This window comes from Brevundimonas sp. MEB006b, assembly GCF_030209705.1.
In the GTDB taxonomy this organism is placed as follows: Bacteria; Pseudomonadota; Alphaproteobacteria; order Caulobacterales; family Caulobacteraceae; genus Brevundimonas.
On the sequence record NZ_JARVRL010000004.1, the window covers coordinates 118,534 to 139,964 of the forward strand.

Below are 21,431 nucleotides of genomic sequence, written 5' to 3' on the forward strand. Positions count from 1 at the left end.
TCGCGCCTTCCCCAAATCCGTCCTCAACGGCTCACTCCCAACTGCCGCGCCGCTTATCGGGCGCGCGAAAGGCGCATACCCAGCACAGCGGGCGAATCCGAACAAGTGTTAAGGCTGTCGCGGGGGCGGCCAGGCGACGCGGGGGGAAAGCGAAAGACAACCCTGAGTGATTCCCGGTGGCGCACATCCTGCTAGTGCGTACGTCAGAAACGCACACGGTTTCATAATGGGAAGGAGCGCCAGATGTCTGTCAGACCGATCGACGCTCCAGACCATGAGGCGTTGAACCGGCTGCATCGTCAGGTCGGCTGGCCCGAGCGGTCGCCGGCCGGATGGCGCTGGCTCGAGGCCAATCCGGCGCGGTTGGCGCTGGGCGCGCCCGCGGGATGGGTCGTGGCCGACGAGGACGACAACGCCGTCGCCATGCTGGGCAACTTCATCCAGCGGTTTCGATACGGCGTCCAGGACCACTTCGGCGCCACCGGATTTTCGATCATCGTGCCGCCCAGCCAGAAGGGCGCCAGCCGGCCTCTGATCCGCACCTTTTTGAAGCAGCCAAGGCTTTTCGCCCGCTACACCTTCAACGCCAATGCGCGCTCGGCGCCGCTGTACGGCCTGTTCGACATGAAGCCCTGGCCGGCGCAGACCCATGGTCTGAAGCTGACGTGGATCACTGATCGTCTGGCCTGCGCTCAGGGCCGAGGTCTGCGCCTGCTGCTGGGCCGCACCTCCGCCGAGACCGCCGCGCGGCTGGGCGAGCGGCTGATGAACGGGCGCGTGTTTCGCCAGACGCCGCTGATGCTGCCGGCCGGGGTAACGATGCTGCGCGATCTGTCGGACGCCTCGCCCTATGCCGATTTCTGGCGTCGGTTGTCGCAAGAAGATCGTCTGCTCGCGGACCGCAGCCCGGAAATCCTGCGCTGGCGGTTGGCGGACCCTGACCTGACCCTGCCGCCGGTCATGCTGGCCTGCGTCAGGGACAGCCGAATCGTCGGGATGGCCATGGCGCAGATGACCAAGACCAGCCTGATCGAGCCGCCCTATCTGGATATTGTCGATCTGATCGCGCTGGAGACGGCGCCCGAGGCGATCGCGCTTCTGACCCAGGCCTTGATCGACAACGCCCGCGCGCTGGGGGCCGCCAAGGTGCGGCTGCAGGTGGTGACGCCGCGCCTGCTGGCGCAGTTGGGCGATCTGGCGAAGACGGCGCGGCGCGAAGGCGGCTGGGGACACTGCCACGCCATCATCAACGATCCTGCACTGGCGGCCGCCTGGGCGCCGACACCGTTCGACGGCGACTACGGCATCTGTTCGCGCACGCCGCCGATGCCCAAAACCTTGGCTGCCGCCGCAGTCACGCGCCCCACCTTGGGCGGGCGCGTGTCCAAGGCCTAATCAGGCGTTGGGGCGGGCCTTCAGCTCGTCGCGGATCTCTGCCAGCAGGGCTTCGGTCGCCGTCGGCGCGGCGGGCGCCGGATCGGGCTTGGCGGCTTCCTGACGACGCAGGGCGTTGATGCCCTTGACCACGAGGAAGACGACCCAGGCGACGATCAGGAACTGGATCACGGTGTTCAGGAAGGCGCCGTACTGGATCGCCACCTTCTCGACGGCCTCGGTCGCAGGGTTCTCAGCCCTCAGCACCCATTCCAGTTCCGAGAAATCGATGCCGCCGGTAATCAGGCCGATGGGCGGCATCACCACCTGATCGACCAGGCTTTTGACGATGCCGTTGAAGGCGGCGCCGATGATCACGCCGACCGCCAGGTCCACGACATTGCCCTTGACCGCGAACTCGCGAAACTCCGACAGCAGGCTCATGAGATTTCCTTGAGAAAGTTAGATCAGGCGTCGCCCGAGGCGTTCAGCCGCTCGCGCAGCTCCTTGCCGCTCTTGAAGAAGGGGACGGCCTTGGCGGGCACCTCGACGGTTTCGCCAGTACGCGGATTGCGACCCGCGCGCGCCGGGCGCGACCGCACAGACAGGGCGCCGAAACCGCGCAACTCGACCCGGCCGCCTTCGGACAAGGCCGAGGTCATGGTGTTGAGGATCACATTGACCAGCCGCTCGACCTCGGCGTGGGTCAGGTGGGTGTTTTCCGCTGCAAGCTTCTCGATCAGTTCGGACTTGATCATCTGCGCCCCCGCGAGCTCGGAATGACGGGCTGTTTCGCCCGCCATCGATCCAGAGCCCACACCCTAACCTTCGACAGGCTCTGTAAAAAGCCCTTATCCGACAATGATGCGCGCCATTCGCAAGAAAAATGTCCGGAAGTGCACACAGCAGTGTGCCAGACAGAGAAAAGGGCGACGGGATTGCTCCCGCCGCCCTCATTCTTTTCGCTATCGCAGAGCGCGCGGCGCTCTGCTGATTGAGCGAGGCGACCGAAGGACGCGGTGCGCCCTTCGGCTTGAGCCTTACTCCTTGGTGCCGGCGTTCTTCAGCGCGGCGCCCAGGATGTCGCCCAGCGAAGCGCCCGAATCGGACGATCCGAACTGTTCGATGGCTTCCTGCTCGTCCTTCATTTCCAGCGCCTTGATCGACACGGAGACGCGGCGCGAGGCCTTGTCCACGGCGGTGATCATGGCGTCGACGCGGTCGCCGACGGCGAAGCGTTCCGGACGTTGCTCGTTGCGGTCGCGCGACAGGTCCGACTTGCGAACGAAGGCCGTGACCGGCGCGTCGTCTTCACCGAACTTGACCTCGATGCCGCCCGACTCGATCGCCGTCACGGTGACGGTGATCTGCTGGCCGCGGCGATAGGTGTCGCCCTCGCCGATCGGATCGCCGCCCAGCTGCTTGATGCCCAGCGAGACGCGTTCCTTCTCGACGTCGACGTCCAGGACCTTAGCCTTGACCATCTCGCCCTTGCGGTAGCGCTGGATGGCCTCTTCACCCGACACCGACCAGTCGAGGTCGGACAGGTGCACCATGCCGTCGATGTCGTTGTCCAGGCCGATGAACAGGCCGAACTCGGTGGCGTTCTTGACTTCGCCCTCGACGGTCGAACCGATCGGATTGTTGGCGACGAAGGCGTCCCACGGATTGTCCTGAGCCTGCTTCAGGCCCAGCGAGATGCGGCGCTTGGAGGCGTCGACATCCAGAACCACGACGTCGACTTCCTGCGAGGTCGAGACGATCTTGCCGGGGTGGACGTTCTTCTTGGTCCAGGACATTTCCGAGACGTGCACCAGACCCTCGACACCGGCTTCCAGCTCCACGAAGGCGCCGTAGTCGGTGATGTTGGTGATGCGGCCCGTGTATTTGGCGCCGACCGGATACTTGGCTTCCACGCCGTCCCAGGGGTCCGACTGCAGTTGCTTCATGCCCAGCGAGATACGCTGGGTGTCCGGGTTGATCTTGACGATCTGGACTTTGACGGTGTCGCCAACGGCCAGAACCTGGCTCGGGTGCGAAACGCGCTTCCACGACATGTCGGTGACGTGCAGCAGGCCGTCGATGCCGCCCAGGTCGACGAACGCACCGTAATCGGTGATGTTCTTGACGACGCCTTCGCGGACTTCACCCTCGGCCAACTGACCGACCAGTTCCGTGCGCTGTTCGGCGCGGGCTTCTTCCAGGATGGCGCGACGCGACACGACGATGTTGCCGCGCGGACGGTCCATCTTCAGGATGGCGAAGGGCTGTTCCTTGCCCATCAGCGGGCCGACGTCGCGGACCGGACGAATGTCGACTTGCGAACCGGGCAGGAAGGCCGAGGCGCCGCCCAGGTCGACGGTGAAGCCGCCCTTGACGCGACCGACGATGGCGCCGTTGACCGGCTGACCTTCGGCGAACACGACTTCCAGACGGGTCCAGGCTTCTTCGCGACGGGCCTTGTCGCGGCTGATGACGGCTTCGCCCAGGGCGTTCTCGACGCGCTCCAGGTAAACCTCGACGTTGTCGCCGACCTTGGGCAGGGCGCCGTCGTCGCCTTGGCCGAATTCGCGCATGGCGATGCGGCCTTCGGTCTTCAGACCAACGTCGATGATGACGATGTCTTTTTCGATGCCGACGACGCGGCCGTGCACAACCTGGCCTTCGCCGAAGTCGCGACCCGACAGTTGTTCGTCGAGCAGCGCCGAGAAGTCGTCGCGCGTGGGGTTGAGAGTATCAGACATGAAGCTCTGGTGTTTCCAGTGGGGCTGTGGCGCGTGACCGAAGGACGATCCCGCGCGAGGTGGACCCCTGACGCAGCGAAAGGCGGCGCGCGGGGCGATGGGAAAAGATGGAATCAGGTCGTCGGGATGCGAGACCGTTCAGAACGATCAAAACGCCCGCGGAGGCCGAGGGTGGGAGCGTTGGATTTGCGAAATGGGTCAGAGACCGTGTTTCGCGCGCGCCGCCTCGACGATACGGCGGGCCGCATCGAAGGCGGCCTCTATACCCAGATCGGTCGTATCCAGCAAGACCGCGTCATCGGCCTGAACCATCGGGGCCGCCCCGCGCCCGGCGTCGCGCTCGTCGCGGCGCTGGATGTCGGCCAGCATGGCGTCAAAGGCGATGTCCGAACCGCGCGCCGTCAGCTGCTTCCAGCGGCGCGTGGCCCGCACCTCGGGCGTCGCGGTGACAAACAGTTTGGCCTGAGCGTTCGGCGCGATGACCGTGCCGATGTCGCGTCCGTCGAGAACCGCGCCGCCCGCCTGGGCCGCGAACGCCTGCTGCAGTTCCAGCAGAGCCGCCCGCACGCCGGCGAAGCTGGCGACCCGGCTGGCGGCCTCGCCCGCCTCACCTGTCGTCAGGCGCGGATCGTCCGACAAACCCGCCGCGTCGAGGCCCCGCGCGGCCTGCGTCGCTGCGGCTTCGTCATCCAGCGATCCGCCGTCCGCCAGCACCTTTGCGCCCACGGCCCGGTACAGCAGCCCCGTATCCAGATGCGGCAGGCCATAGGTCTGGGCCAGACGCGCGGCGATGGTCCCCTTGCCAGAGGCGGCCGGTCCGTCGACGGCGATGATCAGGGTCAAGCAGGTCTCCGCAGCGCGTGGCGCATTTCAATCTCGATCCCAAACGCACGGGAGGCCGAACCTGATAGCGAGGATCGCCCGACCAATCCAGCCGCAGGCCTCAGTCTCGACGTCCGACCAAATCACGAATTGCAAGGTCGGCCAGCAGGACCGCCAAGCCCGCTCCGGCCGCAACCGACGCCACATAGAAGCAGACCACACTCCAAAACAGCAGGGGTCGGTCCGCCAACAGAACGTCCGGCCCCTTTCGGTTGTTCAGCACCCCGGCATCCAGGCTTTGGACGATTTCTCGGGCTCCGATCACGCAGAACCAGCCGATCAGGATCGCGATCGCCAGCGTCAGGATCGGCTTGATCCAGCCCGACGGCCCCGGCCGGTTCATGACCATGCCTTCCAACGCGCCAGAACTACGGCCGCGAAGGCCGCCAAACCCAGCCAAACCAAACAGGCGACGCCGCTCAGCGCAACGGTCGAATAGAAGAAGGCGTCGCCCTCGGCCCTGAGATGCACGGCGCCATGCTTGCCCGAGACCCGGCCTGTCGTCACCCCTTGCCAGACGATCCAAGCCGTCCAGCCGGCTCCGCCCAGACAGGTCAGAAGACCAAGGACCGCGATGCCTCGACCGACGACGTCGCGCACGGGCGTCACGCGATACGCCCGCCCAGGCCGTTCATCATCTCGACGAAGCCGGGGAAGCTGGTGGCGATCATCCCAGGCTCGTCGACCGAGACCGGCTGTTCGGCGGCCAGGCCCAGGACCAGATGGCTCATGGCGATGCGGTGGTCGTGGGCGGTGTGGACCAGGCCACCGCCACGCACCGACCCGCCCTGGCCGGCGCCGGTGACGATAAAGCCTTCCGGCTCCTCCTCGACCTGAACGCCGCAGGCGCGCAGGCCCTCGACCATCAGCGAAATCCGGTCGCTTTCCTTGACCCGCATTTCACCCACACCGCGCATGACGGTGACGCCGTCCGCAAAGGCCGCCGTCGCCGCCAGGATCGGGTATTCGTCGATCATCGAGGCGGCGCGATCCTCGGGCACGACCACGCCCTTCAGGGACGAGTGACGGGCGGTGATGTCGCCGACCTCTTCGCCCCCGGCCTCACGCCGGTTGGTGATGGTCAGGTCGGCGCCCATCTCGATCCAGGTATCGAACAGGCCGGTGCGAAGCGGGTTCAGCATCACGCCCTCGACCGTGACCTCCGACCCCGGAACGATCAGACCGGCCGCCAGGGGGAAGGCGGCAGAGGACGGATCGCCCGGCACGGCGACGACCGTCCCGGTCAGGGCCTGCCCGCCCTTCAGCGTCACCTTCCAGCCCTCGCCCCGCTCCTCGACGCCCACCTCGGCGCCGAAGGCCCGCAGCATCCGCTCGGTGTGATCCCGGCTCTTTTCGGGCTCGACCACCGATGTGACGCCCTCGGCGTTCAGCCCCGCCAGCAGGACGGCCGACTTCACCTGGGCCGAAGCCACCGTCTGCACATAGTCGATGGCCTTAAGCGCGCCGCCGGTCAGGGCCACAGGAAGCCGATCCTCGGCCGCCTGCCAGTCGAACGCCGCACCCATGTCCGCCAGGGGTCCCGTGACCCGCTTCATCGGCCGCTTTCTCAGCGAGCCGTCGCCATCGAAGGTCGCCGTCAGCGGATAGCCGGCCGCCGCCCCCATCAGCAGGCGCACCCCGGTTCCGGCGTTGCCGCAGTCGATCACCGAAGCCGGCGTCTTGAAGCCCCCCGCCCCCTCGATCCGCCATCTGCCGTCGCCGGTCCGCTCGACCTTGGCGCCGAAGGCCTCGACCGCTCGGGCGGTGGCCAGGACGTCGTCGCCTTCCAGCAGACCCTCGACCTCAGTCACGCCCGACGCCATTCCGCCCAGGATCATTGACCGGTGCGACATCGACTTGTCGCCTGGCGCGCGGACCTTTCCAGTCAGGGCGGATGCGCGGCGCGAAGTCAGTTGGGACGGCATGATCACCCGCTTCAGGCTGTATTGTGCGAAGGGCCGCGCGGGCGGCGCGAAAGACAGCTTTTGACAGCGGGTCAAAGGGGTGGCAAGGGACCGCCCCGAATTCAACCCGTTGAAAGCATCCAAACGTGGCCAATCCCGAACTGGGCGCCAAACAGGTCTGCCCCAACTGCCAGGCGAAGTTTTACGACCTGAACCGTCGCCCCGCACACTGCCCCAAATGCGGAACCGACTTCGATCCCGAAGAGGCGATGAAGCTGCGCAGCCGCCGCGCCCGTCCCGGCTATCCGTCCGACGATGAGGACACGGAAGATCAGGTCAAGGACAAGAAGGTCGACGGCGACGAGGACGAGGAAGACGACGTCAAGACGCCGGAAATCGACGAGGAAGGCCACGAGCCGATCCTGACGCCGGACGACGAGGACGAGGACTCCCCGGCCGACGCCTCGGAAGAAGCCGGCATGGGCTCGACCGACGGCGACGACGATCTGCTGGCCGACGACGATGACGACTCCGTGCCGTTCATCGAAGACGAAGACGACGACTCGATCGACGACGAAATCGCCAAGCCGTCGCGCGACGACGACTAAATTCTTCGGCCTATCGCGCATCGCGCGACTTGAAGCCCGACTTGCTGTGGGCTTCTCGCGATCTGGCTCAGATTCTTGTTGCACCCGCCGCATTTCCCGTTAGGGAGACGCGGCGGGACAGCAGGGCTTTCACACCTTTCGGTTTGAAAAACCTGCGTATTTTCACCCTTGGGAACGCGGTGAAAATAAATCTCGAAACGGGCTTGATCGCAGAAAAAGCCTGACCTAGTTTCCGCCGCCTCGCCGGGGGCCATCGCAAGATGAACCGGGCGATCCAGACCGATAGGTCCGGGGCTTTAGCTCAGTTGGTAGAGCGCTTGCATGGCATGCAAGAGGTCAGCGGTTCGACTCCGCTAAGCTCCACCATCGTCACCTCCGAGCACCGCAAGGTGTTCGGAGGGACGGCCATCCTCCCCCCCACATTTTCGATCCGCAGAAGTCGCCATTCGGCGCGCGACCAGGTGCCCGTCTCTCGTCCGATGACCGACGCGGCAGGCGGCTCGATCCGAACCTCCCGCCGCGATAGTCGCCGATCAGTTCTCGACTTCGGTCGATCCTTGCCGGAACTCTTCGGCCGGCACGAAGGCCGAGCCTTCTTCATCCAGCACCCAGACGCCGATCAGGGCGGGGTGATCCGGGGTAACGTCTTCGTCCAGCAGGTCGCCCTCATAGACGCCGACATTGCTGTAATCGAAATCCAGCAGCAGCTGATCGGCCATGTCGATCATTTCGTCGGCCATGCGGCGTGCATAACCCACCGCCTCGCTGGCGTCGGAAAAGTCGTCGGTCAGCGTGTTGACCTCTGCGGCCTCGCTACCCTGAACGGCGCTGGTGGTGACGATGGTGAATGCGGACATGGTGATCTTTCTTGAGTCTAAGGACCTCACCTAGCCCGTTTGGCCCCGCAACACGTCGAAATTCGGTTGCGCCATCGACGCTATCGATCGGCCCCGCCGCGATCGTTGCGCTTCGTCGCGCGATAGACCTTCTGCAGGCCGCCCAGCCGCCGACGTTCCGCAGCCTTGGCGATCCGTTCCGCCTTGTCCCCCGCCGCCGCCAGTTCCGACTTCAGCTTCTGGAAATGCGCCCAGCGCGATCCATCCAGCGCGCCGTCCGCCAGGGCCGCTTGGACAGCGCATCCCGGCTCGCTCACATGGCCGCAATTGGTGAAGCGGCACTCCTGCATCAGACGTTCGATGTCGTCGAAGACCGCCTCCACACCCTCTTCGGCGTCGATCAGGCCCACTTCGCGGATGCCGGGCGTGTCGATGATGAGACCGCCGCCGGGCAGCGGGATCAGCTGGCGATGGCTGGTTGTATGCCGTCCCTGGTCGTCGGATGCGCGGATCGCCTGGGTCGCCATCCGATCCTCGTTCAGAAAGGCGTTGACCAGGGTGGACTTGCCGACACCCGACGAGCCGATCAGGACGCAGGTCTCGCCCGGCTTCACCTGAAGACGCAGCGCCTCCATGCCGACGCCTTCTCGCGCCGAGACGGTCAGGACCAGGGTTTTCGTCTCCAGCGCCGCCACCTGAGCGGCCTCGGCCTGGGGGTCGGCGCTGAGATCCGACTTCGTCAGAACAAGAACAGGCCGCGCTCCGCTGTCTATCGCCGCAGCCAGGAAACGCTGTATCCGGCGCGGATTCAGATCTGCATTCATCGAGGTGACGACAAAGGCCACGTCGATATTGGCCGCCAGGATCTGGGTTCGACGCGCGCTGTCCGCCGCACGCCGCACGAAGGCCGTATGGCGAGGCAGGACGGCATGGATGGTGGCGGCGCCGTCCTGAGGGTTCGGCGACAGCGCCACCCAGTCGCCCACTGCAGGGGGCCCAGTCTCCTGGGCTTCGTGCCGCAGTCGGCCGGACGCCTTGGCCTGAAGCTCGCCCGCATCCGTGACGACCAGATAGCCGTTGCGATGCTGGAGGATGACGCGGCCCGGCGTGTGACCGGCATGGGCATGCGGCGCAAACGCCGTCGCCCAGACCTCGGACCATCCATACTGTTCGATCAAGTCAACGGCATCCCTGTCGCTCGCGCTCCTCAGCCGGCTTGTGCTGAACACTGTCCCAAAGCCTTGCCAGTCGGCGGGGCCGCGAACAAGCATGCTCGCCGTCGCGGCGCCTCGGGAACGAAATGCCGGTCGGCGGCGCTCCGCTATCGAGACGATGTTCAGCGAGGAAAGAACGGCGATGAGCGAGATCAAGGAAGGCATGGAAGTCATCGGAGCCGACGGTGTTCACGTCGGCGTCGTGGACCGGGTGGAGAGCGACCGGATCAAGCTGACGCGGCGCGAGAACACCGGCGCCCACGCCGATCACCACCACTATATCGAGAACGGTTTCGTCGCCGGCGTCGAGGGCGATAAGGTGCGCCTGTCGGCCAACGCCGACGTCGCCGTCACCCTTGAGGAAGAAGAATCCGGTCGCCCGGTCGATCTCTGACCGAACGGCTGCGCGTGCCTAAAGCAGCGTGGCGGCCAGATTGACCGTCAGCGCCAGGATAACGGCGTTGAAGAACCAGGCGATCAGGCTGTGAAACGTCGCCAAGCCGCGCAGCTTGCGGCTGGAGATCTGCACATCGGCCGTCTGGTTCGCCACGCCGATGATCAGGGCGAAGTGTAGAAAGTCCCAGTAGTCCGCATCCTCCTCACCCGGAAAAATCAGCCCGCCCTGATCGCCCTTGCCGTCGACACGCGGGGCGTAGAAGCCGTGGGCGTAGTGCAGGGCGAAGATGATGTGCACGTACAGCCACGACAGGCCCACGGTGCACACTGAAAAGACCGCCTGCCCGACGGTCGGCTTGCCGTCGCTGGCCACCATGGCGAGGACGAGGACCACGACGCTGGCCACGGCCGCCGCCATGCTGAGCGGCAGAACCATGACGCCCGCCTGATCCAACTCCGCCGCGCGGCGCCGCATCGCCTCCTGCGAACGCGCGCGAAAGATCCGCACAAAGGTGGCGACGAGAAAGGTCGCCACGCCCGCGTCCCAGCCAGCCGCCAGTCGCATCGGCCAGCCGACGCTGGCCGGCGCCAGCGCCGCGACGGCCGCCATGACCAGCAGCCCGAGCCATAGCGACAAATGCAGACGGAACAGGCGCGCGACAGATCCCATGCCGCGAGATTGCGCATTCTTGGCCGCACGTCCAGCGACCGCGCGGCCTGCGGAGCGGCTACGACAAAATGGATTTCGTCTCATTGAGGGACACGTCTGTCGGCGACGTCATAGAAGTGTCGCTTATCGTTTCGGGGGAAACGCGAATGCTGGTGTCGATCGTGATCGGCGAGGCTCTCTATCTGGCGCATCGCTGTCGGCGGGCGCTGATCGCCTCGCCCGTGGTGCTGATCGGTCTGTGGGCCGTGATGACCGTCATGCCGCACGGGTCGATCCGTCTGCCGAACTGACGAGAGGCTGTCGGCGGTCTTTTCAGGCGCCGGACCGAATCCGGCGTCCCAGGCGTTGTCAGGTGTGAACTCCACGCCGAGGACGCCCTGACCGACTTCACCCCATCCCCCCAACGCATCCGCGTCATCGACCTGGAGACGGCCGGATCCGGCCCTCAGGACGTCTGCGAGATCGGCTGGCAGGACGTGGTGCGTGACGGGGCCGGCCCATGGCGTCTGGATGCGACGCGCGGCGCCCGTTTCGTAAATCCCGGTCGGCCGATTTCGCCCGACACCATGGCGGTCCACCACATTCTGGACGAGTGGGTTCAGGACGCCGGCTATTGGAAGGCCGTCGCCCCGCTCATCCTTCGCCCGGAGGCGGGCGTGATCGCCCTGGCGGCTCACCGCGCCAGCTTCGAGCAGCGGTATTGCACCCCTGCCCTGTCAGGCGGCGCAAAGTGGATCTGCACCTGGAAATGCGCCCTGCGGCTGTGGCCCGACCTGCCGCGCTTCTCCAACCAGATGCTGCGCTATCTGCGCCGGCCCGAGGGATTGGTGCACGAGTTGGGCCTGCCTGCGCATCGCGCCCTGCCTGACGCCTATGTCACCGCCCATCATCTTCGCGACATGCTGAACCAGACGACCGTCGAGCAGCTACTGGCTTGGAGCCGCGAACCGGGACTGCTGCCCCGCGTGCCCGCCGGCCTTGAACGCGGCAAGGCGTGGAGCACGGTGGATGCTGACCGGCTTCATATCCTAGCGTCGGGACGCGACATCGACATCGCCTTCACCGCCGCGACCGAGCTTCGCCGCCGCGGCCTCACGACGGACACGGCCGTCCGGACGTCGGATCAGGGACGGCTGCTCTAGCGCGCGAACGCCACCCAGGGGCTGATGGCGACTGATCTGAAAAGAAAAGGAAATGGTGGACGCGACAGGGATTGAACCTGTGACCCCCTCGATGTCAACGAGGTGCTCTCCCGCTGAGCTACGCATCCGCCGTAGGGCTCCGAAAAACGTCTTCGGAGCGGGAAGAGCGGTCGTATAGCGGCGAGGCCGGTCGGCATCAAGCCGATTTAACGGCAAGAATGCGATTTCTCGCCAAACGCCGCTCGGCCCAGTCGCAGCGAAGGTTCAGGCGGCGACCATCCGCTCGACCTCATTGACCAGATCACGCAGGTGGACGGGTTTTGACAACACCTTGGCGTCCGGCGTGGCCTGGGCGGCGGTCAGGGCCACGGCGGCGAAGCCGGTGATAAACATGATGCGCAGGCCGGGTTGGCGGGCGGCGGCGACGCGGGCGACCTCGATCCCGTCGGCGCCCGGCATGACGATGTCGGTCAGCAGCAGGTCGTAGGGACCGTGTTCCAACGCGTCGATCGCGTCGTCGCCGTTCTCGCAGTCGATGACCTGGTGGCCTGCCCGCTCCAGCGCGCGCGTCAGAAATCCGCGCAACGAACCGTCGTCTTCGGCCAGGAGAATACGCGCCATTCGAGAAACACCCTTGAAACAGACCGCAAACCTAGAGCCCGAACGGTAAACCGCCGATGAAATTCGCCGATCAGCCGACTTCCTTCCACAGCGAAACGCGCTAAGCGGGAGCATGACCGACGGCGGCGACAGCTTTTCGATCACCGCCCCGGCGGCGGACGCGCCCGCGACGGCGCTGGTCTTCGCCTCGCCCCACTCCGGCGACCTGTATCCCGACGACATGGGCGCCGCGCCGGACCTGTCGCGCGCCAGCCTGAAAAGCGCCGAAGACGCCCTGGTCGGGCGCTTGGTCGCAGAGGGACCACGCAGAGGGGCCGCGCTGATCGAAGGGCGGATCGGCCGGGCCTATGTCGATCTGAACCGTGATCCCTCTGAGCTTGACCCGGCCTTGATCGAGGATCTGGATGGGCCGGTGGGGGCCAAGACGGCCGCCGGTTATGGCGTGATTCCCCGATTGGCCGGCGACGGGACGCCGCTCTATGCGCGCCGGCTGACGCTGGCGGAGGCCAGACACCGGATCGCCAGCGTCCATGCCCCCTATCACCAGGCGCTGGACGAACGGATGCGGACGACGCGCGCGACGCACGGACGAGCCGTGCTGATCGACTGGCATTCGATGCCGGCGCGCGCCGTCGGGGCCGAAGTCGTGCTGGGCGACCGTTACGGCTCGGCCTGCAGCGCGCGGCTCAGCCGACGGCTACGCGGCTTGTTCGAGGGGCTGGGCTGGCGCGTGGCGCAGAACCATCCCTACGCCGGCGGCTGGTCGACCCAGCGCTGGGGCCGTCCGGACGAGGGCTACGAGGCCATCCAGATCGAGCTGAGCCGCAAACTGTATCTGGACGAGACGACGCTGGCCCCCAACGCGACCTACGCCAAGACGCACAAGGCCCTGTCGCGCGTGATCGCCGCCCTGTGCGCGGACGCGTGGTCGGCCTGACTGATCGCTGATCAGATCAAAAAAAAGCCGCACCCGAGGGTGCGGCATAAAAGTCTATAGGGAGGAAACGCCCAGGAAGGGCAAGACGCCCGGAGGCGTCAGAGGTCAATTTAGGTTGCGATGCACAATGGGTCAAGACCCATGAGCGCCCGCATGGTCACGCCTTGTTACGCAAATATGGCGGGTCGCCTGACAAGACGGCGCCCTTTCGACGAAAGTCGGAGGGCGCTCGATCTCGCAACTGCGAAAGGATTGGTTCAGTTGTCCAGCAGCCGCCGTGCGTTGCGAATGGCGCGGGCGGCGGGCGACGCTTCCTGACGATAGATCAACAGGCCGAACGAGGACGCCACGCCCAAGGCCAGCCACAGCGGTCCGAACAGCCAGGCCGCCGCCGCCAGGGCGAAGTAATAGCCGCGCACACCCTGACTGAAGGAACTGAGCGCCGGGTTCAAAAGCTGGCCCGCCGCCTCGCTGAAAGCCTTGCGGTCGGTCTTGGTGTGGATCTCCGGCGCCGCGCCGATCAGCGCCAGGGCGTAGTTCATCTGACGCAGCGCCCAGATAAAATCCAGAAAGCCGCGCGCCAGGCAGATCAGCACCAGCGCCAGCTTGGCCTCTAGAATCTTCATCGGCACGTTTTCGGCGCCGACGGCGGCGAACCCCTGGAGAGCGCTCTCGCCGCCGAACAGGATGCCGGCGACCGCCGCGATCAGCAGCAGATTGGTGGAGGCGAAGAAGGAGGCGGAGTTGATCGAATGGCCCATCAGCTGGCTGTCGATCAGCTTCATCTCGCGATGGGTCATGGACTGCATCCAGGCCGCCCGGACATGCTCCATGTCCTGGTTCAGCGAGCCGCCCCGTCGGCTGATGAACGCCAGGATGGGGCTGTATCCCAGCCAGCAGATGAAGAAGAGGGCCAGCGCCGCCCAATCGGTCCAGGTCATGATCCAGATGTCCGCGATGATGCGCCGCGACGCAAGTCCGCCGGGCCCGTGTTCGCCACATGTCGCCCTTGCCGTGACGGGCCGGGGAGCCTATCACCCTTCCCCTTTCAAAGTTTCGCAGTCGCAGCAAAGACCCGCCATGAACCTCGACGCCATTCCCGTCGGCCCGAACGCTCCCTGGGACATCAACGTCATCATCGAAATTCCGCAGGGCGGCCTGCCGGTGAAATACGAGATGGACAAGGCCTCGGGCGCGCTGTTCGTCGACCGCTTCCTGCACACCGCCATGTACTATCCGGGCAACTACGGCTTCGTGCCGCACACCCTGTCGGACGACGGCGACCCCTGCGACGTGATCGTGCTGAACCCGACGCCGGTCGTTCCGGGCTGCGTCATTCGCTCGCGCCCCATTGGCGTGCTGAAGATGACGGACGAGGCCGGCGGCGACGAAAAGATCCTGGCCGTGCCGGTCGACAAGCTGAACCCCTACTACACCGAGATCGCCAGCTATCGTCAGCTGCCCGCCATCCTGATCGAGCAGATCGAGCACTTCTTCACCCGCTACAAGGACCTGGAGAAGGGCAAGTCGGTCAAGGTCGAGGGCTGGGGCGACGCCGGCGAGGCCGCCGACCTGATCGCCAAGGGCATGCAGGCCCACCAGGACAAGCTGGCCAAGAACAAGGCCGCCAACGCCGCCTGATCTGGGCGACAGGCGCTTGAAGCCTTAAGGCGTCCTTCGATCAGGGGACGCCTTTTTGCTGACCATCAGGCTCGCCACTCGTGTCGTAGAAGGGCGTACTGACACGTGTTGACGTAGATCGGCTGGCCCGCGGCGTCGTTCAAGAACGAGATGAACTCGCGGAACAGTCCTTCTCGCCGCATGCCCAGCCGTTCGCAAAGCCTCTGTGACGCCAGATTGTCGTCCTCGACATAGGCGTACAGGCGACGGGCCGCCTCGGACGCATAGCCGGCGCCCCCATAGGCGCTGTTGAAGTTCCAGCCGATGGACCAGGTGTCCGGCGCCTCGAACATTGCGAAGACATCACCGATGACATGGCCGTCTGCCTTGGACTGGACGGCGATATATTCGCCCTCGGCTGCGCGCTTGAGGACTTCCGCCTCGGCCGCCGCCATATCCTGAAGCGCCATCGCGGCGAAACAGGCGGCGCGCGGTTGGTGAAGATAGGCGAGCAGGTCTGCGGCGTCGCCGGCCTCAAAGCGTCGAAGGGTCAGACGATCCGTTTGCAAGGGGGTCATCGTTAAGCCTCTGGTGCAGCGTGCGCGGTCCTAGCGATCGGCATGACGCCCTTTCGCCGATGACGATAGGATTTTGTGCGCGCTGCGACGCCCCGCCCCTCTCCCGCAACGGTTCGGCCTCTCCTATCTGCGTCGCATGACCGAACTGACCCCCCGCGAGATCGTCTCCGAACTGGATCGCTATATCGTCGGCCAGAACGACGCCAAGCGCGCCGTCGCCGTCGCCCTGAGAAACCGCTGGCGCAGGAAGCGCGTACCGGCCGACCTGCGCGACGAGGTGACGCCCAAGAACATCCTGATGATCGGCCCCACCGGCGTCGGCAAGACCGAGATCGCGCGTCGCCTGGCGCGGCTGGCGGGCTCGCCCTTCCTGAAGGTCGAGGCGACCAAGTTCACCGAGGTCGGCTATGTCGGCCGCGACGTGGATCAGATCGTGCGCGACTTGGTCGAAAGCGCCCTGATCATGGTGCGCGAGCGCCGGCGCGGCGACGTGCGGGCCAAGGCCGAGGCCGCCGCCGAGGACCGGATCCTGGACGCCCTTGTCGGACCCGGCGCGGGGCCGGCGACGCGCGACAGTTTCCGAAAGAAGCTGCGCGCCGGAGAACTGGACGACAAGGAGATCGAGATCGCGCTGGCGGACACCACCTCGCCGATCCAGGGCCTGGACATTCCCGGCGGCGGCAACGTCGGCCTGCTGAACCTGTCGGAAATGCTGGGCAAGATGGGCGGCGGGCGGACCAAAACCGTCAAGCTGGCCGTGCGCGACGCGACGACGCCCCTGATCGCCGAAGAGGGCGACAAGCTGCTGGATCAGGACAGCCTGACGCAGGAGGCGCTGAAACTGGCCGAGAACGAGGGCATCGTCTTCCTGGACGAGATCGACAAGGTGGCTGCTCGCCAGGGCGCGTCCGGCGCCGACGTGTCGCGTGAAGGGGTGCAGCGCGACCTGCTGCCCCTGATCGAGGGCACCACGGTCTCGACGAAGTACGGGCCGGTGAAGACCGACCATGTGCTGTTCATCGCCTCGGGCGCCTTCCACGTCGCCAAGCCCAGCGACCTGCTGCCCGAGCTTCAGGGACGGTTGCCGATCCGGGTCGAGCTGAAGGCCCTGACGCGCGACGACTTCAAGCGCATCCTGACCGAGCCGGAGGCCAATCTGATCCGTCAGAACCAGGCCCTGCTGGCGACCGAGGACGTGACCCTGACCTTCACCGACGATGCGGTCGAGGCGATGGCCGATGCGGCGGTGGCGGCCAACAGCGCGGTCGAGAACATCGGCGCGCGCCGGCTTCAGACCGTGATGGAGCGGGTGCTGGAGGAGACCAGCTTCAAGGCCTCGGACCTGTCGGGCCAGACCGTGACCTTCGACGGCGACGCTGTGCGCGAGAAGATGGACGCCCTGACCAAGGACGTCGATCTGAGCCGCTTCATTCTGTAGCGACGCGCTCGGCGGCCTTGCGGTTCTGGCGGCCGCGAAGGCGGTCCGCCACCCGCTCGGCCTGGCGCTGGGTGAAGGCCAGGGCCGCGGGATTGCCGCGCCGGGCGCCGATGCTGTCGGCGACCTGGGCGCCCCGCTCGCCGATCGGCAGGGGCTTGCCGGTCGTGGTGTCCACGGCGGTCTGGTGCTCGATCTCGGCGTTCAGCTCGGCGCCCATCAGGATCACCTGCACCGACAGCCAGGTCCACAGCAGAAAGCCCATCATCGCCGCCAAAGGCCCGTAACTGTCGGTCCGCACGAAGTTGGACAGATACCAGCTGAACAGGAAGGAGACGGTCAGGCTGAGCACCGCCGCGAAGATCGCGCCCGGCGTGACCCAGCGCCAGCGCGCGCGCTGACGGCAGGGGCCATAGCGGTAGATGACGGTCAGGGCCGCGATATAGCCCGCCAGCAGCAGCGGCCAGCGCAGCGGCGCGATCAGGCCCCACTCCTCCTCAAGCCCGAACAGCCGCACCACCACCGGCACGCCGACGACCAGGACCGAGGTCAGCAACACGGCGATGATGGCCCCGACGGTGAAGGCCATGCAGATGAGGTTGTAGCGCACGATGTTGCGGCGTTCGACCTCGTGGTAGGCGACGTTCAGGCCGTAGAACAGCACCTTGACCGCCCCGTTGGCGGTCCACAGCGACAGGGCCAGGGTCCAGGCCAGGGTGAAGGTCAGCTGGCTGTTGGAGTTCTCGGCCAGCCGCTGCATCTCCCCGCCCAGGAACTCGGCGATGCTGTCGGGCAGCAGGGCGTAGAGGAACTGCAGCCGGCCCCAGGCGTCGGCCGGATCTGCGAACAGGCCGTAGAGGGTGACGAACGTCCCCAAGAGAGGGAACAGCGACAGCAGGGTGAAGAAGGTCACGCCGCCGGCGACGAAGCCGACCCGGTCGCCGAAATAAGACCCGCCGGTGCGCCAGACGATGTCGGACCAGCCCCTGTGCGGAATGTGCTCGGGCCGTTTGGCCATGCGGCCGCGACCGGGCTCCTGAGCCTCATAGTCCTCGGGCGTGGGGACCTTGGGCGGCAGGGGTTCGGGGCGGGGCGCGCGCAGTTCGACCCCGACCTTGTGCCCCTGGCTGTAGAGCAGGTGGGCGGCGCCGGCGCCGGCGGCCAGACCCCCGGCGGCGGCGGCCAGGAACTTCCACACGCGGCCGCGCTCGACCGGCGCCGGCGCCCGGGCGAACAGGTTGCGAAGCGGGGCGAGGCGGGAGGGGCGGCGCGCAGTCATCCCGACGCGAACGGTCAAGCTGGCCTCGCGTTCCTCCCGTCGCGCTTGAAATCGGCGCCGGGCCGGGCCAATCAACGCCCATGACCGACCCCATCACGCCCAAGTCCGCTGCCGACGCCCCGACCCTGCTGACCGCCTGGAAGGCGGCGCAGGCCCGGCTGAAGACCGGCCGCATCGACAGCCCCGCCATCGACGCCCGCCTGCTGCTGGAGGCCGCCGCCGGCGCCAGCCGCATGGACATCCTGACCGACCCCTATCGGCCCATCACCGCCGACCAGCTGAGCGCCTATGAGGCCATGGTCGAGCGCCGGCTGAAGCGCGAGCCCGTCTCGCGCATCGTCGGCAAGAAGGGCTTCTGGAAGATCATGCTGAACGTCACGCCCGACGTCCTCAGCCCCCGCCCCGACACCGAGACCCTGATGGACGTCTCCATGCTGGCCTTCGGCAAGAACGAGGCCTTCGACGCGATCGACCTGGGCACCGGCTCGGGCGCGATCCTGTTGGCGCTTCTGGCCGAGCGGCCGGCCGCGCGCGGGGTCGGCACCGACATCTCGTCCGAGGCCCTGGCGGTGGCCAAGGAGAACGCCGCCAACCTGGACCTGAACGAGCGCGCGACCTTCCTGCGCACGGAATGGGCCGCGGGCTTCGGCGACGCCAGCTTCGACCTTGTGCTGTCCAACCCGCCCTATATCCCGACCGACCATATCGCGACCCTGGACCCGGAGGTCCGCGACCACGACCCGCACCTGGCCCTGGACGGCGGTCCGGACGGCTTGCAGGCCTATCGCGACCTGGCGCCCGAGGTGAAACGCATCCTGAAGCCGCTGGGCGTCTTCGCCGTCGAGATCGGCTTCGATCAAGGCCCGCAGGTCAAGGCGCTGTTCGAGGCCGCCGGCTTCACCGACGTCAAGATCATCAAGGACCTGGGCGAGCGCGACCGCGTCGTCACCAACGGCCCGGACCCGCGCACCAATCCGATCCCGCAGGACTGACCGAGATCAGACGGTCGGCGGACAAAAACACCGTCTAATTCGTCTAATTCGTCTGATCTGGCCCTCCCCGGCCGTGCGATGCGCCCCCCTGCGGACGAACCGAGACAGGATCGCACGGTTTGGGAGCGTGTGCAGGAGGATGACGCTGGCGGGCGGTAGGGTGTTGGAATCGTTCGCGGTATGCGCCGCAGATACGCGGGCTGGCGGCTTTGCGTTAGGCTGCGCCATGAGGAGCCGCCCATGACGACCCGCCGCCTGACGCCGCGCGCTCGCGGACTGCGCCAAGTCGGCGGCTTGGCCGAGGACCGTATCTGGGCGCGGTTGCGCGGCGGCGCCGTCGATGGCTGGAAGGTGCGTCGGCAGCATCCGGTCGGCGGGTATGTGGTGGATTTCGCCTGCGTGCCGCTGCGGCTGGTCATCGAGATCGACGGCGGGGTGCATGAACGCGACGAGGTCGTCTTGAACGACCACTATCGTCAGCAGGCGATCGAGGCGCTGGGCTGGACCGTCATCCGCTTCACCAACGCCGAAGCCCTGGCCGACCCCGGCCGTATCGACGCCGCCATCCGCGACCGCGCCAAAACGCTGGGCCTGTGACCTCCCTCTCCCGTTGGGAGAGGGCTTGAGCGCACGGCGGCGCAGCCGACGTCCTTGCGCGAAAGGGTGAGGGTCGTCTGTCCCCGGCCATCCTCTGCGGCCCGACCGCTGCGACGGCTCGCGCCGACTTCAGCACCCGACCCTCATCCGACCGCTTCGCGGCCACCTTCTCCCAATGGGAGAAGGATCTGAATGGTCACGATGCAACTATGTCCGATTTCGTCTTCCAGGCGAGTTACTCATTCACGTGACACCGGCCAGTCAGCACCCTACTTTCATTTTACATTGTGCAAGACTTCGGCCGTATCCTGGCGAAAAGAGAGGGAGGTGACATGCAAGACGCTGAATATACGTTCAAAATCGATGTATTCACCCCTGACACGTTGCCGATGGCACGACTTGCGAAATACCTCGCCGCTTTAGCCGAACTCGTTGGCCACACCGACTCGACGCACTTTGTCGCGATTGAAGCGGGAAGCGCCAAGTTGGTGCATAAGGTCGAGGCACCTGATGTTCCTAAGGTCGAAAGGCGTCTTGTGGACGTGGCTCAAGGTGTTGGACCTAAAGACGCTGTTCGAGCCTTCAAAACACTCGATGAGCTGTTGGCTGATGATAATGCCGTCGCTGAGTTGTCGAGGTCGGGAGCGGTCTTAATCCCCTTTCCGGGTCGAACTCGTCCCAGACCGCTAACCTTTCCAGCATTTAAGCAGGTCGGCACTATTGATGGACAGGTCGTTAGCGTCGGAGGACGAGACAGTTCTGCACACGTCATTTTGCAGGATGGAGGGACAACCTTCTCAGGATGTAGCCTGAGCCGCGAACTCGCACGTGAACTCGCGCAGCACCTATATGGATCAAAGGTACGGTTGGCTGGCGAAGGCCGTTGGGAGCGCCATCCGGATGGCAATTGGAAGTTGCTTGATTTCAAGGTCGATCGATTTGAGGTGTTGGACGACGCAGGACTCATTGATGTGTTGAGCGATTTGCAAAGCTTGGAACCGTTTGCAGACCTTGGGACCGCATTCGATGACCTTATGAATTTCCGGGTCGCCAGTGAGGAAATCCATTGAACGCGGTCATCGATGCAACAACGCTTGCTTATCTAGTCACCCCGGACGGCGCAGCACCGATTGATCCGTCTACGGGCGAGAAGGTCTCGAAGGCCAAGGACCGCATTGAGCATCTGATCACGCAGCTCGATCGCGAAAAGACGACTTTGATCGTACCCACGCCAGCGCTGAGCGAGGTGCTTGTTTTGGCCCAAGACGCAGGGCCCGCAATGCTCGACCGTATTTCTCGGTCGTCTCGAATTCGAGTGGCACACTTCGACACCCGGGCCGCAGTCGAAGTCGCGGCAATGACCCGTGAAGCCCTCCGCCACGGAGATAAGTTCGCAGGATCGGAGTCACCTTGGCAAAAGGTAAAAGTTGACCGTCAGATCATTGCGATAGCACGAGTAAACAGTGCATCCACGATCTATTCAGACGACAAGAACTTAGCCAAGTTTGCGGAGCGGATTGGCTTAACTGTGATACCACTCAGGGCGCTTCCGTTGCCAGAAGCGCCCGAACCAGATTTGTTCACAGATTTGGAGAAGTAGGG

The 21,431-nt window shown here is 65.7% G+C and carries 26 protein-coding genes and 2 tRNA genes; 13 read left to right on the plus strand and 15 right to left on the minus strand.

Translation table 11 applies throughout. The features are described 5' to 3' along the window. Positions 1 to 243: 243 nt before the first annotated feature. Entirely contained in the window at positions 244 to 1,395 is a 1,152-nt protein-coding gene (locus QRN13_RS06005; protein ID WP_284877227.1) for an ATP-binding cassette domain-containing protein, read from the plus strand. On the opposite strand, the gene mscL is transcribed toward QRN13_RS06005, so the two are convergent. From mscL to aroA, 7 genes are all read right to left on the minus strand, one after another. Then, positions 1,396 to 1,818 carry a large-conductance mechanosensitive channel protein MscL gene (gene mscL / locus QRN13_RS06010; protein WP_066624021.1) on the minus strand — a complete coding sequence of 141 codons (423 nt, stop codon included), beginning with the start codon at positions 1,816 to 1,818 and terminating at the stop codon, positions 1,396 to 1,398. A gap of 23 nt (positions 1,819 to 1,841) precedes the next feature. Next, positions 1,842 to 2,132, minus strand: coding sequence for an integration host factor subunit beta (locus tag QRN13_RS06015; protein ID WP_039244165.1), 291 nt, complete (start codon positions 2,130 to 2,132; stop codon positions 1,842 to 1,844). Between the two features lie 282 nt (positions 2,133 to 2,414). Next, on the minus strand, positions 2,415 to 4,118 hold the full coding sequence (gene rpsA, locus QRN13_RS06020) for a 30S ribosomal protein S1 (protein WP_066552585.1): 1,704 nt from the start codon (positions 4,116 to 4,118) through the stop codon (positions 2,415 to 2,417). Positions 4,119 to 4,316: 198 nt separating this feature from the next. Beyond that, a complete protein-coding gene (gene cmk / locus QRN13_RS06025; protein WP_165115386.1) occupies positions 4,317 to 4,961 on the minus strand; it encodes a (d)CMP kinase in 645 nt (214 codons plus the stop codon). A gap of 100 nt (positions 4,962 to 5,061) precedes the next feature. Then, positions 5,062 to 5,343 carry a hypothetical protein gene (locus QRN13_RS06030; RefSeq protein WP_284877229.1) on the minus strand — a complete coding sequence of 94 codons (282 nt, stop codon included), beginning with the start codon at positions 5,341 to 5,343 and terminating at the stop codon, positions 5,062 to 5,064. After that, positions 5,340 to 5,609 (minus strand): hypothetical protein, encoded by a 270-nt coding sequence (locus QRN13_RS06035; RefSeq protein WP_284877230.1) that lies wholly within the window; start codon positions 5,607 to 5,609, stop codon positions 5,340 to 5,342. Before QRN13_RS06035 ends, QRN13_RS06030 begins: the two co-directional genes overlap by 4 nt. Continuing rightward, positions 5,606 to 6,928, minus strand: a complete 1,323-nt coding sequence (aroA, locus tag QRN13_RS06040) for a 3-phosphoshikimate 1-carboxyvinyltransferase (protein ID WP_502868580.1) — start codon at positions 6,926 to 6,928, stop codon at positions 5,606 to 5,608. Before aroA ends, QRN13_RS06035 begins: the two co-directional genes overlap by 4 nt. Positions 6,929 to 7,050: 122 nt before the next feature. Here aroA and QRN13_RS06045 point away from each other — a divergent pair, with 122 nt between their 5' ends. Together QRN13_RS06045 and QRN13_RS06050 are read left to right on the plus strand one after the other, a co-directional pair. Beyond that, the gene (locus tag QRN13_RS06045) at positions 7,051 to 7,512 is read left to right on the plus strand and encodes a TIGR02300 family protein (protein WP_055752793.1); all 462 of its coding nucleotides are present in this window, start codon (positions 7,051 to 7,053) and stop codon (positions 7,510 to 7,512) included. Positions 7,513 to 7,802: 290 nt separating this feature from the next. Beyond that, positions 7,803 to 7,878, plus strand: a tRNA-Ala gene (locus QRN13_RS06050). A gap of 167 nt (positions 7,879 to 8,045) precedes the next feature. On the opposite strand, the gene QRN13_RS06055 is transcribed toward QRN13_RS06050, so the two are convergent. Both QRN13_RS06055 and rsgA read right to left on the minus strand, forming a co-directional pair. After that, a complete protein-coding gene (locus QRN13_RS06055; RefSeq protein ID WP_055803275.1) occupies positions 8,046 to 8,369 on the minus strand; it encodes a hypothetical protein in 324 nt (107 codons plus the stop codon). An 80-nt stretch (positions 8,370 to 8,449) separates the two neighbouring features. Then, positions 8,450 to 9,526 carry a ribosome small subunit-dependent GTPase A gene (rsgA, locus tag QRN13_RS06060; RefSeq protein ID WP_284877232.1) on the minus strand — a complete coding sequence of 359 codons (1,077 nt, stop codon included), beginning with the start codon at positions 9,524 to 9,526 and terminating at the stop codon, positions 8,450 to 8,452. A gap of 178 nt (positions 9,527 to 9,704) precedes the next feature. Here rsgA and QRN13_RS06065 point away from each other — a divergent pair, with 178 nt between their 5' ends. Further along, the gene (locus QRN13_RS06065; protein ID WP_055805252.1) at positions 9,705 to 9,956 is read left to right on the plus strand and encodes a DUF2171 domain-containing protein; all 252 of its coding nucleotides are present in this window, start codon (positions 9,705 to 9,707) and stop codon (positions 9,954 to 9,956) included. Between the two features lie 18 nt (positions 9,957 to 9,974). Here the strand turns inward: QRN13_RS06065 and QRN13_RS06070 are convergent, their stop codons facing one another. Continuing rightward, on the minus strand, positions 9,975 to 10,628 hold the full coding sequence (locus QRN13_RS06070) for a DUF1345 domain-containing protein (RefSeq protein ID WP_284877233.1): 654 nt from the start codon (positions 10,626 to 10,628) through the stop codon (positions 9,975 to 9,977). 146 nt (positions 10,629 to 10,774) lie between these two features. Between QRN13_RS06070 and QRN13_RS06075 the strand changes: the two genes are divergently transcribed. Together QRN13_RS06075 and QRN13_RS06080 are read left to right on the plus strand one after the other, a co-directional pair. Further along, positions 10,775 to 10,918: a hypothetical protein gene (locus QRN13_RS06075; RefSeq protein WP_284877234.1), complete on the plus strand. Its 144-nt coding sequence runs from the start codon at positions 10,775 to 10,777 to the stop codon at positions 10,916 to 10,918. A 189-nt stretch (positions 10,919 to 11,107) separates the two neighbouring features. Beyond that, the gene (locus tag QRN13_RS06080; protein WP_284877235.1) at positions 11,108 to 11,770 is read left to right on the plus strand and encodes a DNA polymerase III subunit epsilon; all 663 of its coding nucleotides are present in this window, start codon (positions 11,108 to 11,110) and stop codon (positions 11,768 to 11,770) included. Positions 11,771 to 11,823: 53 nt separating this feature from the next. Here the strand turns inward: QRN13_RS06080 and QRN13_RS06085 are convergent. Both QRN13_RS06085 and cpdR read right to left on the minus strand, forming a co-directional pair. Further along, positions 11,824 to 11,898, minus strand: a tRNA-Val gene (locus tag QRN13_RS06085). 136 nt (positions 11,899 to 12,034) lie between these two features. Beyond that, complete coding sequence (cpdR, locus tag QRN13_RS06090) at positions 12,035 to 12,391, minus strand: cell cycle two-component system response regulator CpdR (RefSeq protein WP_017506825.1); 357 nt, start codon at positions 12,389 to 12,391, stop codon at positions 12,035 to 12,037. 112 nt (positions 12,392 to 12,503) lie between these two features. Here cpdR and QRN13_RS06095 point away from each other — a divergent pair, with 112 nt between their 5' ends. After that, positions 12,504 to 13,328 carry an N-formylglutamate amidohydrolase gene (locus tag QRN13_RS06095; protein WP_284877236.1) on the plus strand — a complete coding sequence of 275 codons (825 nt, stop codon included), beginning with the start codon at positions 12,504 to 12,506 and terminating at the stop codon, positions 13,326 to 13,328. A gap of 257 nt (positions 13,329 to 13,585) precedes the next feature. Here QRN13_RS06095 and QRN13_RS06100 read toward each other — a convergent pair whose 3' ends face one another. Then, the gene (locus tag QRN13_RS06100; RefSeq protein ID WP_055803258.1) at positions 13,586 to 14,269 is read right to left on the minus strand and encodes a DUF599 domain-containing protein; all 684 of its coding nucleotides are present in this window, start codon (positions 14,267 to 14,269) and stop codon (positions 13,586 to 13,588) included. Between the two features lie 139 nt (positions 14,270 to 14,408). Between QRN13_RS06100 and ppa the strand changes: the two genes are divergently transcribed. Next, complete coding sequence (gene ppa, locus QRN13_RS06105) at positions 14,409 to 14,969, plus strand: inorganic diphosphatase (protein ID WP_066552596.1); 561 nt, start codon at positions 14,409 to 14,411, stop codon at positions 14,967 to 14,969. 65 nt (positions 14,970 to 15,034) lie between these two features. On the opposite strand, the gene QRN13_RS06110 is transcribed toward ppa, so the two are convergent. Then, positions 15,035 to 15,526, minus strand: a complete 492-nt coding sequence (locus tag QRN13_RS06110) for a GNAT family N-acetyltransferase (RefSeq protein WP_284877237.1) — start codon at positions 15,524 to 15,526, stop codon at positions 15,035 to 15,037. A 136-nt stretch (positions 15,527 to 15,662) separates the two neighbouring features. On the opposite strand from QRN13_RS06110, the gene hslU reads away from it, so the two are divergent. Continuing rightward, positions 15,663 to 16,964, plus strand: coding sequence for an ATP-dependent protease ATPase subunit HslU (hslU, locus tag QRN13_RS06115; RefSeq protein WP_284877238.1), 1,302 nt, complete (start codon positions 15,663 to 15,665; stop codon positions 16,962 to 16,964). Here the strand turns inward: hslU and QRN13_RS06120 are convergent. Beyond that, positions 16,954 to 18,258: a YihY/virulence factor BrkB family protein gene (locus tag QRN13_RS06120; RefSeq protein ID WP_284877239.1), complete on the minus strand. Its 1,305-nt coding sequence runs from the start codon at positions 18,256 to 18,258 to the stop codon at positions 16,954 to 16,956. The genes hslU and QRN13_RS06120 overlap by 11 nt on opposite strands. A gap of 62 nt (positions 18,259 to 18,320) precedes the next feature. On the opposite strand from QRN13_RS06120, the gene prmC reads away from it, so the two are divergent. The 4 genes from prmC to QRN13_RS06140 all read left to right on the plus strand — a co-directional run bounded on the left by prmC (position 18,321) and on the right by QRN13_RS06140 (position 21,429). Next, positions 18,321 to 19,232: a peptide chain release factor N(5)-glutamine methyltransferase gene (prmC, locus tag QRN13_RS06125; protein ID WP_284877240.1), complete on the plus strand. Its 912-nt coding sequence runs from the start codon at positions 18,321 to 18,323 to the stop codon at positions 19,230 to 19,232. Positions 19,233 to 19,472: 240 nt separating this feature from the next. Beyond that, positions 19,473 to 19,829, plus strand: a complete 357-nt coding sequence (locus QRN13_RS06130; protein WP_284877241.1) for an endonuclease domain-containing protein — start codon at positions 19,473 to 19,475, stop codon at positions 19,827 to 19,829. A gap of 332 nt (positions 19,830 to 20,161) precedes the next feature. After that, positions 20,162 to 20,899 (plus strand): hypothetical protein, encoded by a 738-nt coding sequence (locus tag QRN13_RS06135; protein ID WP_284877242.1) that lies wholly within the window; start codon positions 20,162 to 20,164, stop codon positions 20,897 to 20,899. Next, positions 20,896 to 21,429, plus strand: coding sequence for a hypothetical protein (locus QRN13_RS06140; protein WP_284877243.1), 534 nt, complete (start codon positions 20,896 to 20,898; stop codon positions 21,427 to 21,429). The genes QRN13_RS06135 and QRN13_RS06140 overlap by 4 nt, the downstream gene beginning before the upstream one ends. The last annotated feature ends 2 nt before the right edge of the window (positions 21,430 to 21,431 follow it).

Bases quoted from the DNA above. Each gene is read 5' to 3' on its own strand.
- cpdR (WP_017506825.1), bottom strand. From the start codon at position 12,391: ATGGCGCGTATTCTCCTGGCCGAAGACGACGGTTCGTTGCGCGGATTT.
- ppa (WP_066552596.1), top strand. From the start codon at position 14,409: ATGAACCTCGACGCCATTCCCGTCGGCCCGAACGCTCCCTGGGACATC.
- QRN13_RS06095 (WP_284877236.1), top strand. From the start codon at position 12,504: ATGACCGACGGCGGCGACAGCTTTTCGATCACCGCCCCGGCGGCGGAC.
- prmC (WP_284877240.1), top strand. From the start codon at position 18,321: ATGACCGACCCCATCACGCCCAAGTCCGCTGCCGACGCCCCGACCCTG.
- QRN13_RS06030 (WP_284877229.1), bottom strand. From the start codon at position 5,343: ATGAACCGGCCGGGGCCGTCGGGCTGGATCAAGCCGATCCTGACGCTG.
- QRN13_RS06075 (WP_284877234.1), top strand. From the start codon at position 10,775: ATGCTGGTGTCGATCGTGATCGGCGAGGCTCTCTATCTGGCGCATCGC.
- rpsA (WP_066552585.1), bottom strand. From the start codon at position 4,118: ATGTCTGATACTCTCAACCCCACGCGCGACGACTTCTCGGCGCTGCTC.
- QRN13_RS06070 (WP_284877233.1), bottom strand. From the start codon at position 10,628: ATGGGATCTGTCGCGCGCCTGTTCCGTCTGCATTTGTCGCTATGGCTC.
- QRN13_RS06015 (WP_039244165.1), bottom strand. From the start codon at position 2,132: ATGATCAAGTCCGAACTGATCGAGAAGCTTGCAGCGGAAAACACCCAC.
- mscL (WP_066624021.1), bottom strand. From the start codon at position 1,818: ATGAGCCTGCTGTCGGAGTTTCGCGAGTTCGCGGTCAAGGGCAATGTC.
- QRN13_RS06065 (WP_055805252.1), top strand. From the start codon at position 9,705: ATGAGCGAGATCAAGGAAGGCATGGAAGTCATCGGAGCCGACGGTGTT.
- QRN13_RS06005 (WP_284877227.1), top strand. From the start codon at position 244: ATGTCTGTCAGACCGATCGACGCTCCAGACCATGAGGCGTTGAACCGG.
- QRN13_RS06110 (WP_284877237.1), bottom strand. From the start codon at position 15,526: ATGACCCCCTTGCAAACGGATCGTCTGACCCTTCGACGCTTTGAGGCC.
- QRN13_RS06135 (WP_284877242.1), top strand. From the start codon at position 20,162: ATGCAAGACGCTGAATATACGTTCAAAATCGATGTATTCACCCCTGAC.
- hslU (WP_284877238.1), top strand. From the start codon at position 15,663: ATGACCGAACTGACCCCCCGCGAGATCGTCTCCGAACTGGATCGCTAT.
- QRN13_RS06130 (WP_284877241.1), top strand. From the start codon at position 19,473: ATGACGACCCGCCGCCTGACGCCGCGCGCTCGCGGACTGCGCCAAGTC.
- QRN13_RS06100 (WP_055803258.1), bottom strand. From the start codon at position 14,269: ATGACCTGGACCGATTGGGCGGCGCTGGCCCTCTTCTTCATCTGCTGG.
- QRN13_RS06055 (WP_055803275.1), bottom strand. From the start codon at position 8,369: ATGTCCGCATTCACCATCGTCACCACCAGCGCCGTTCAGGGTAGCGAG.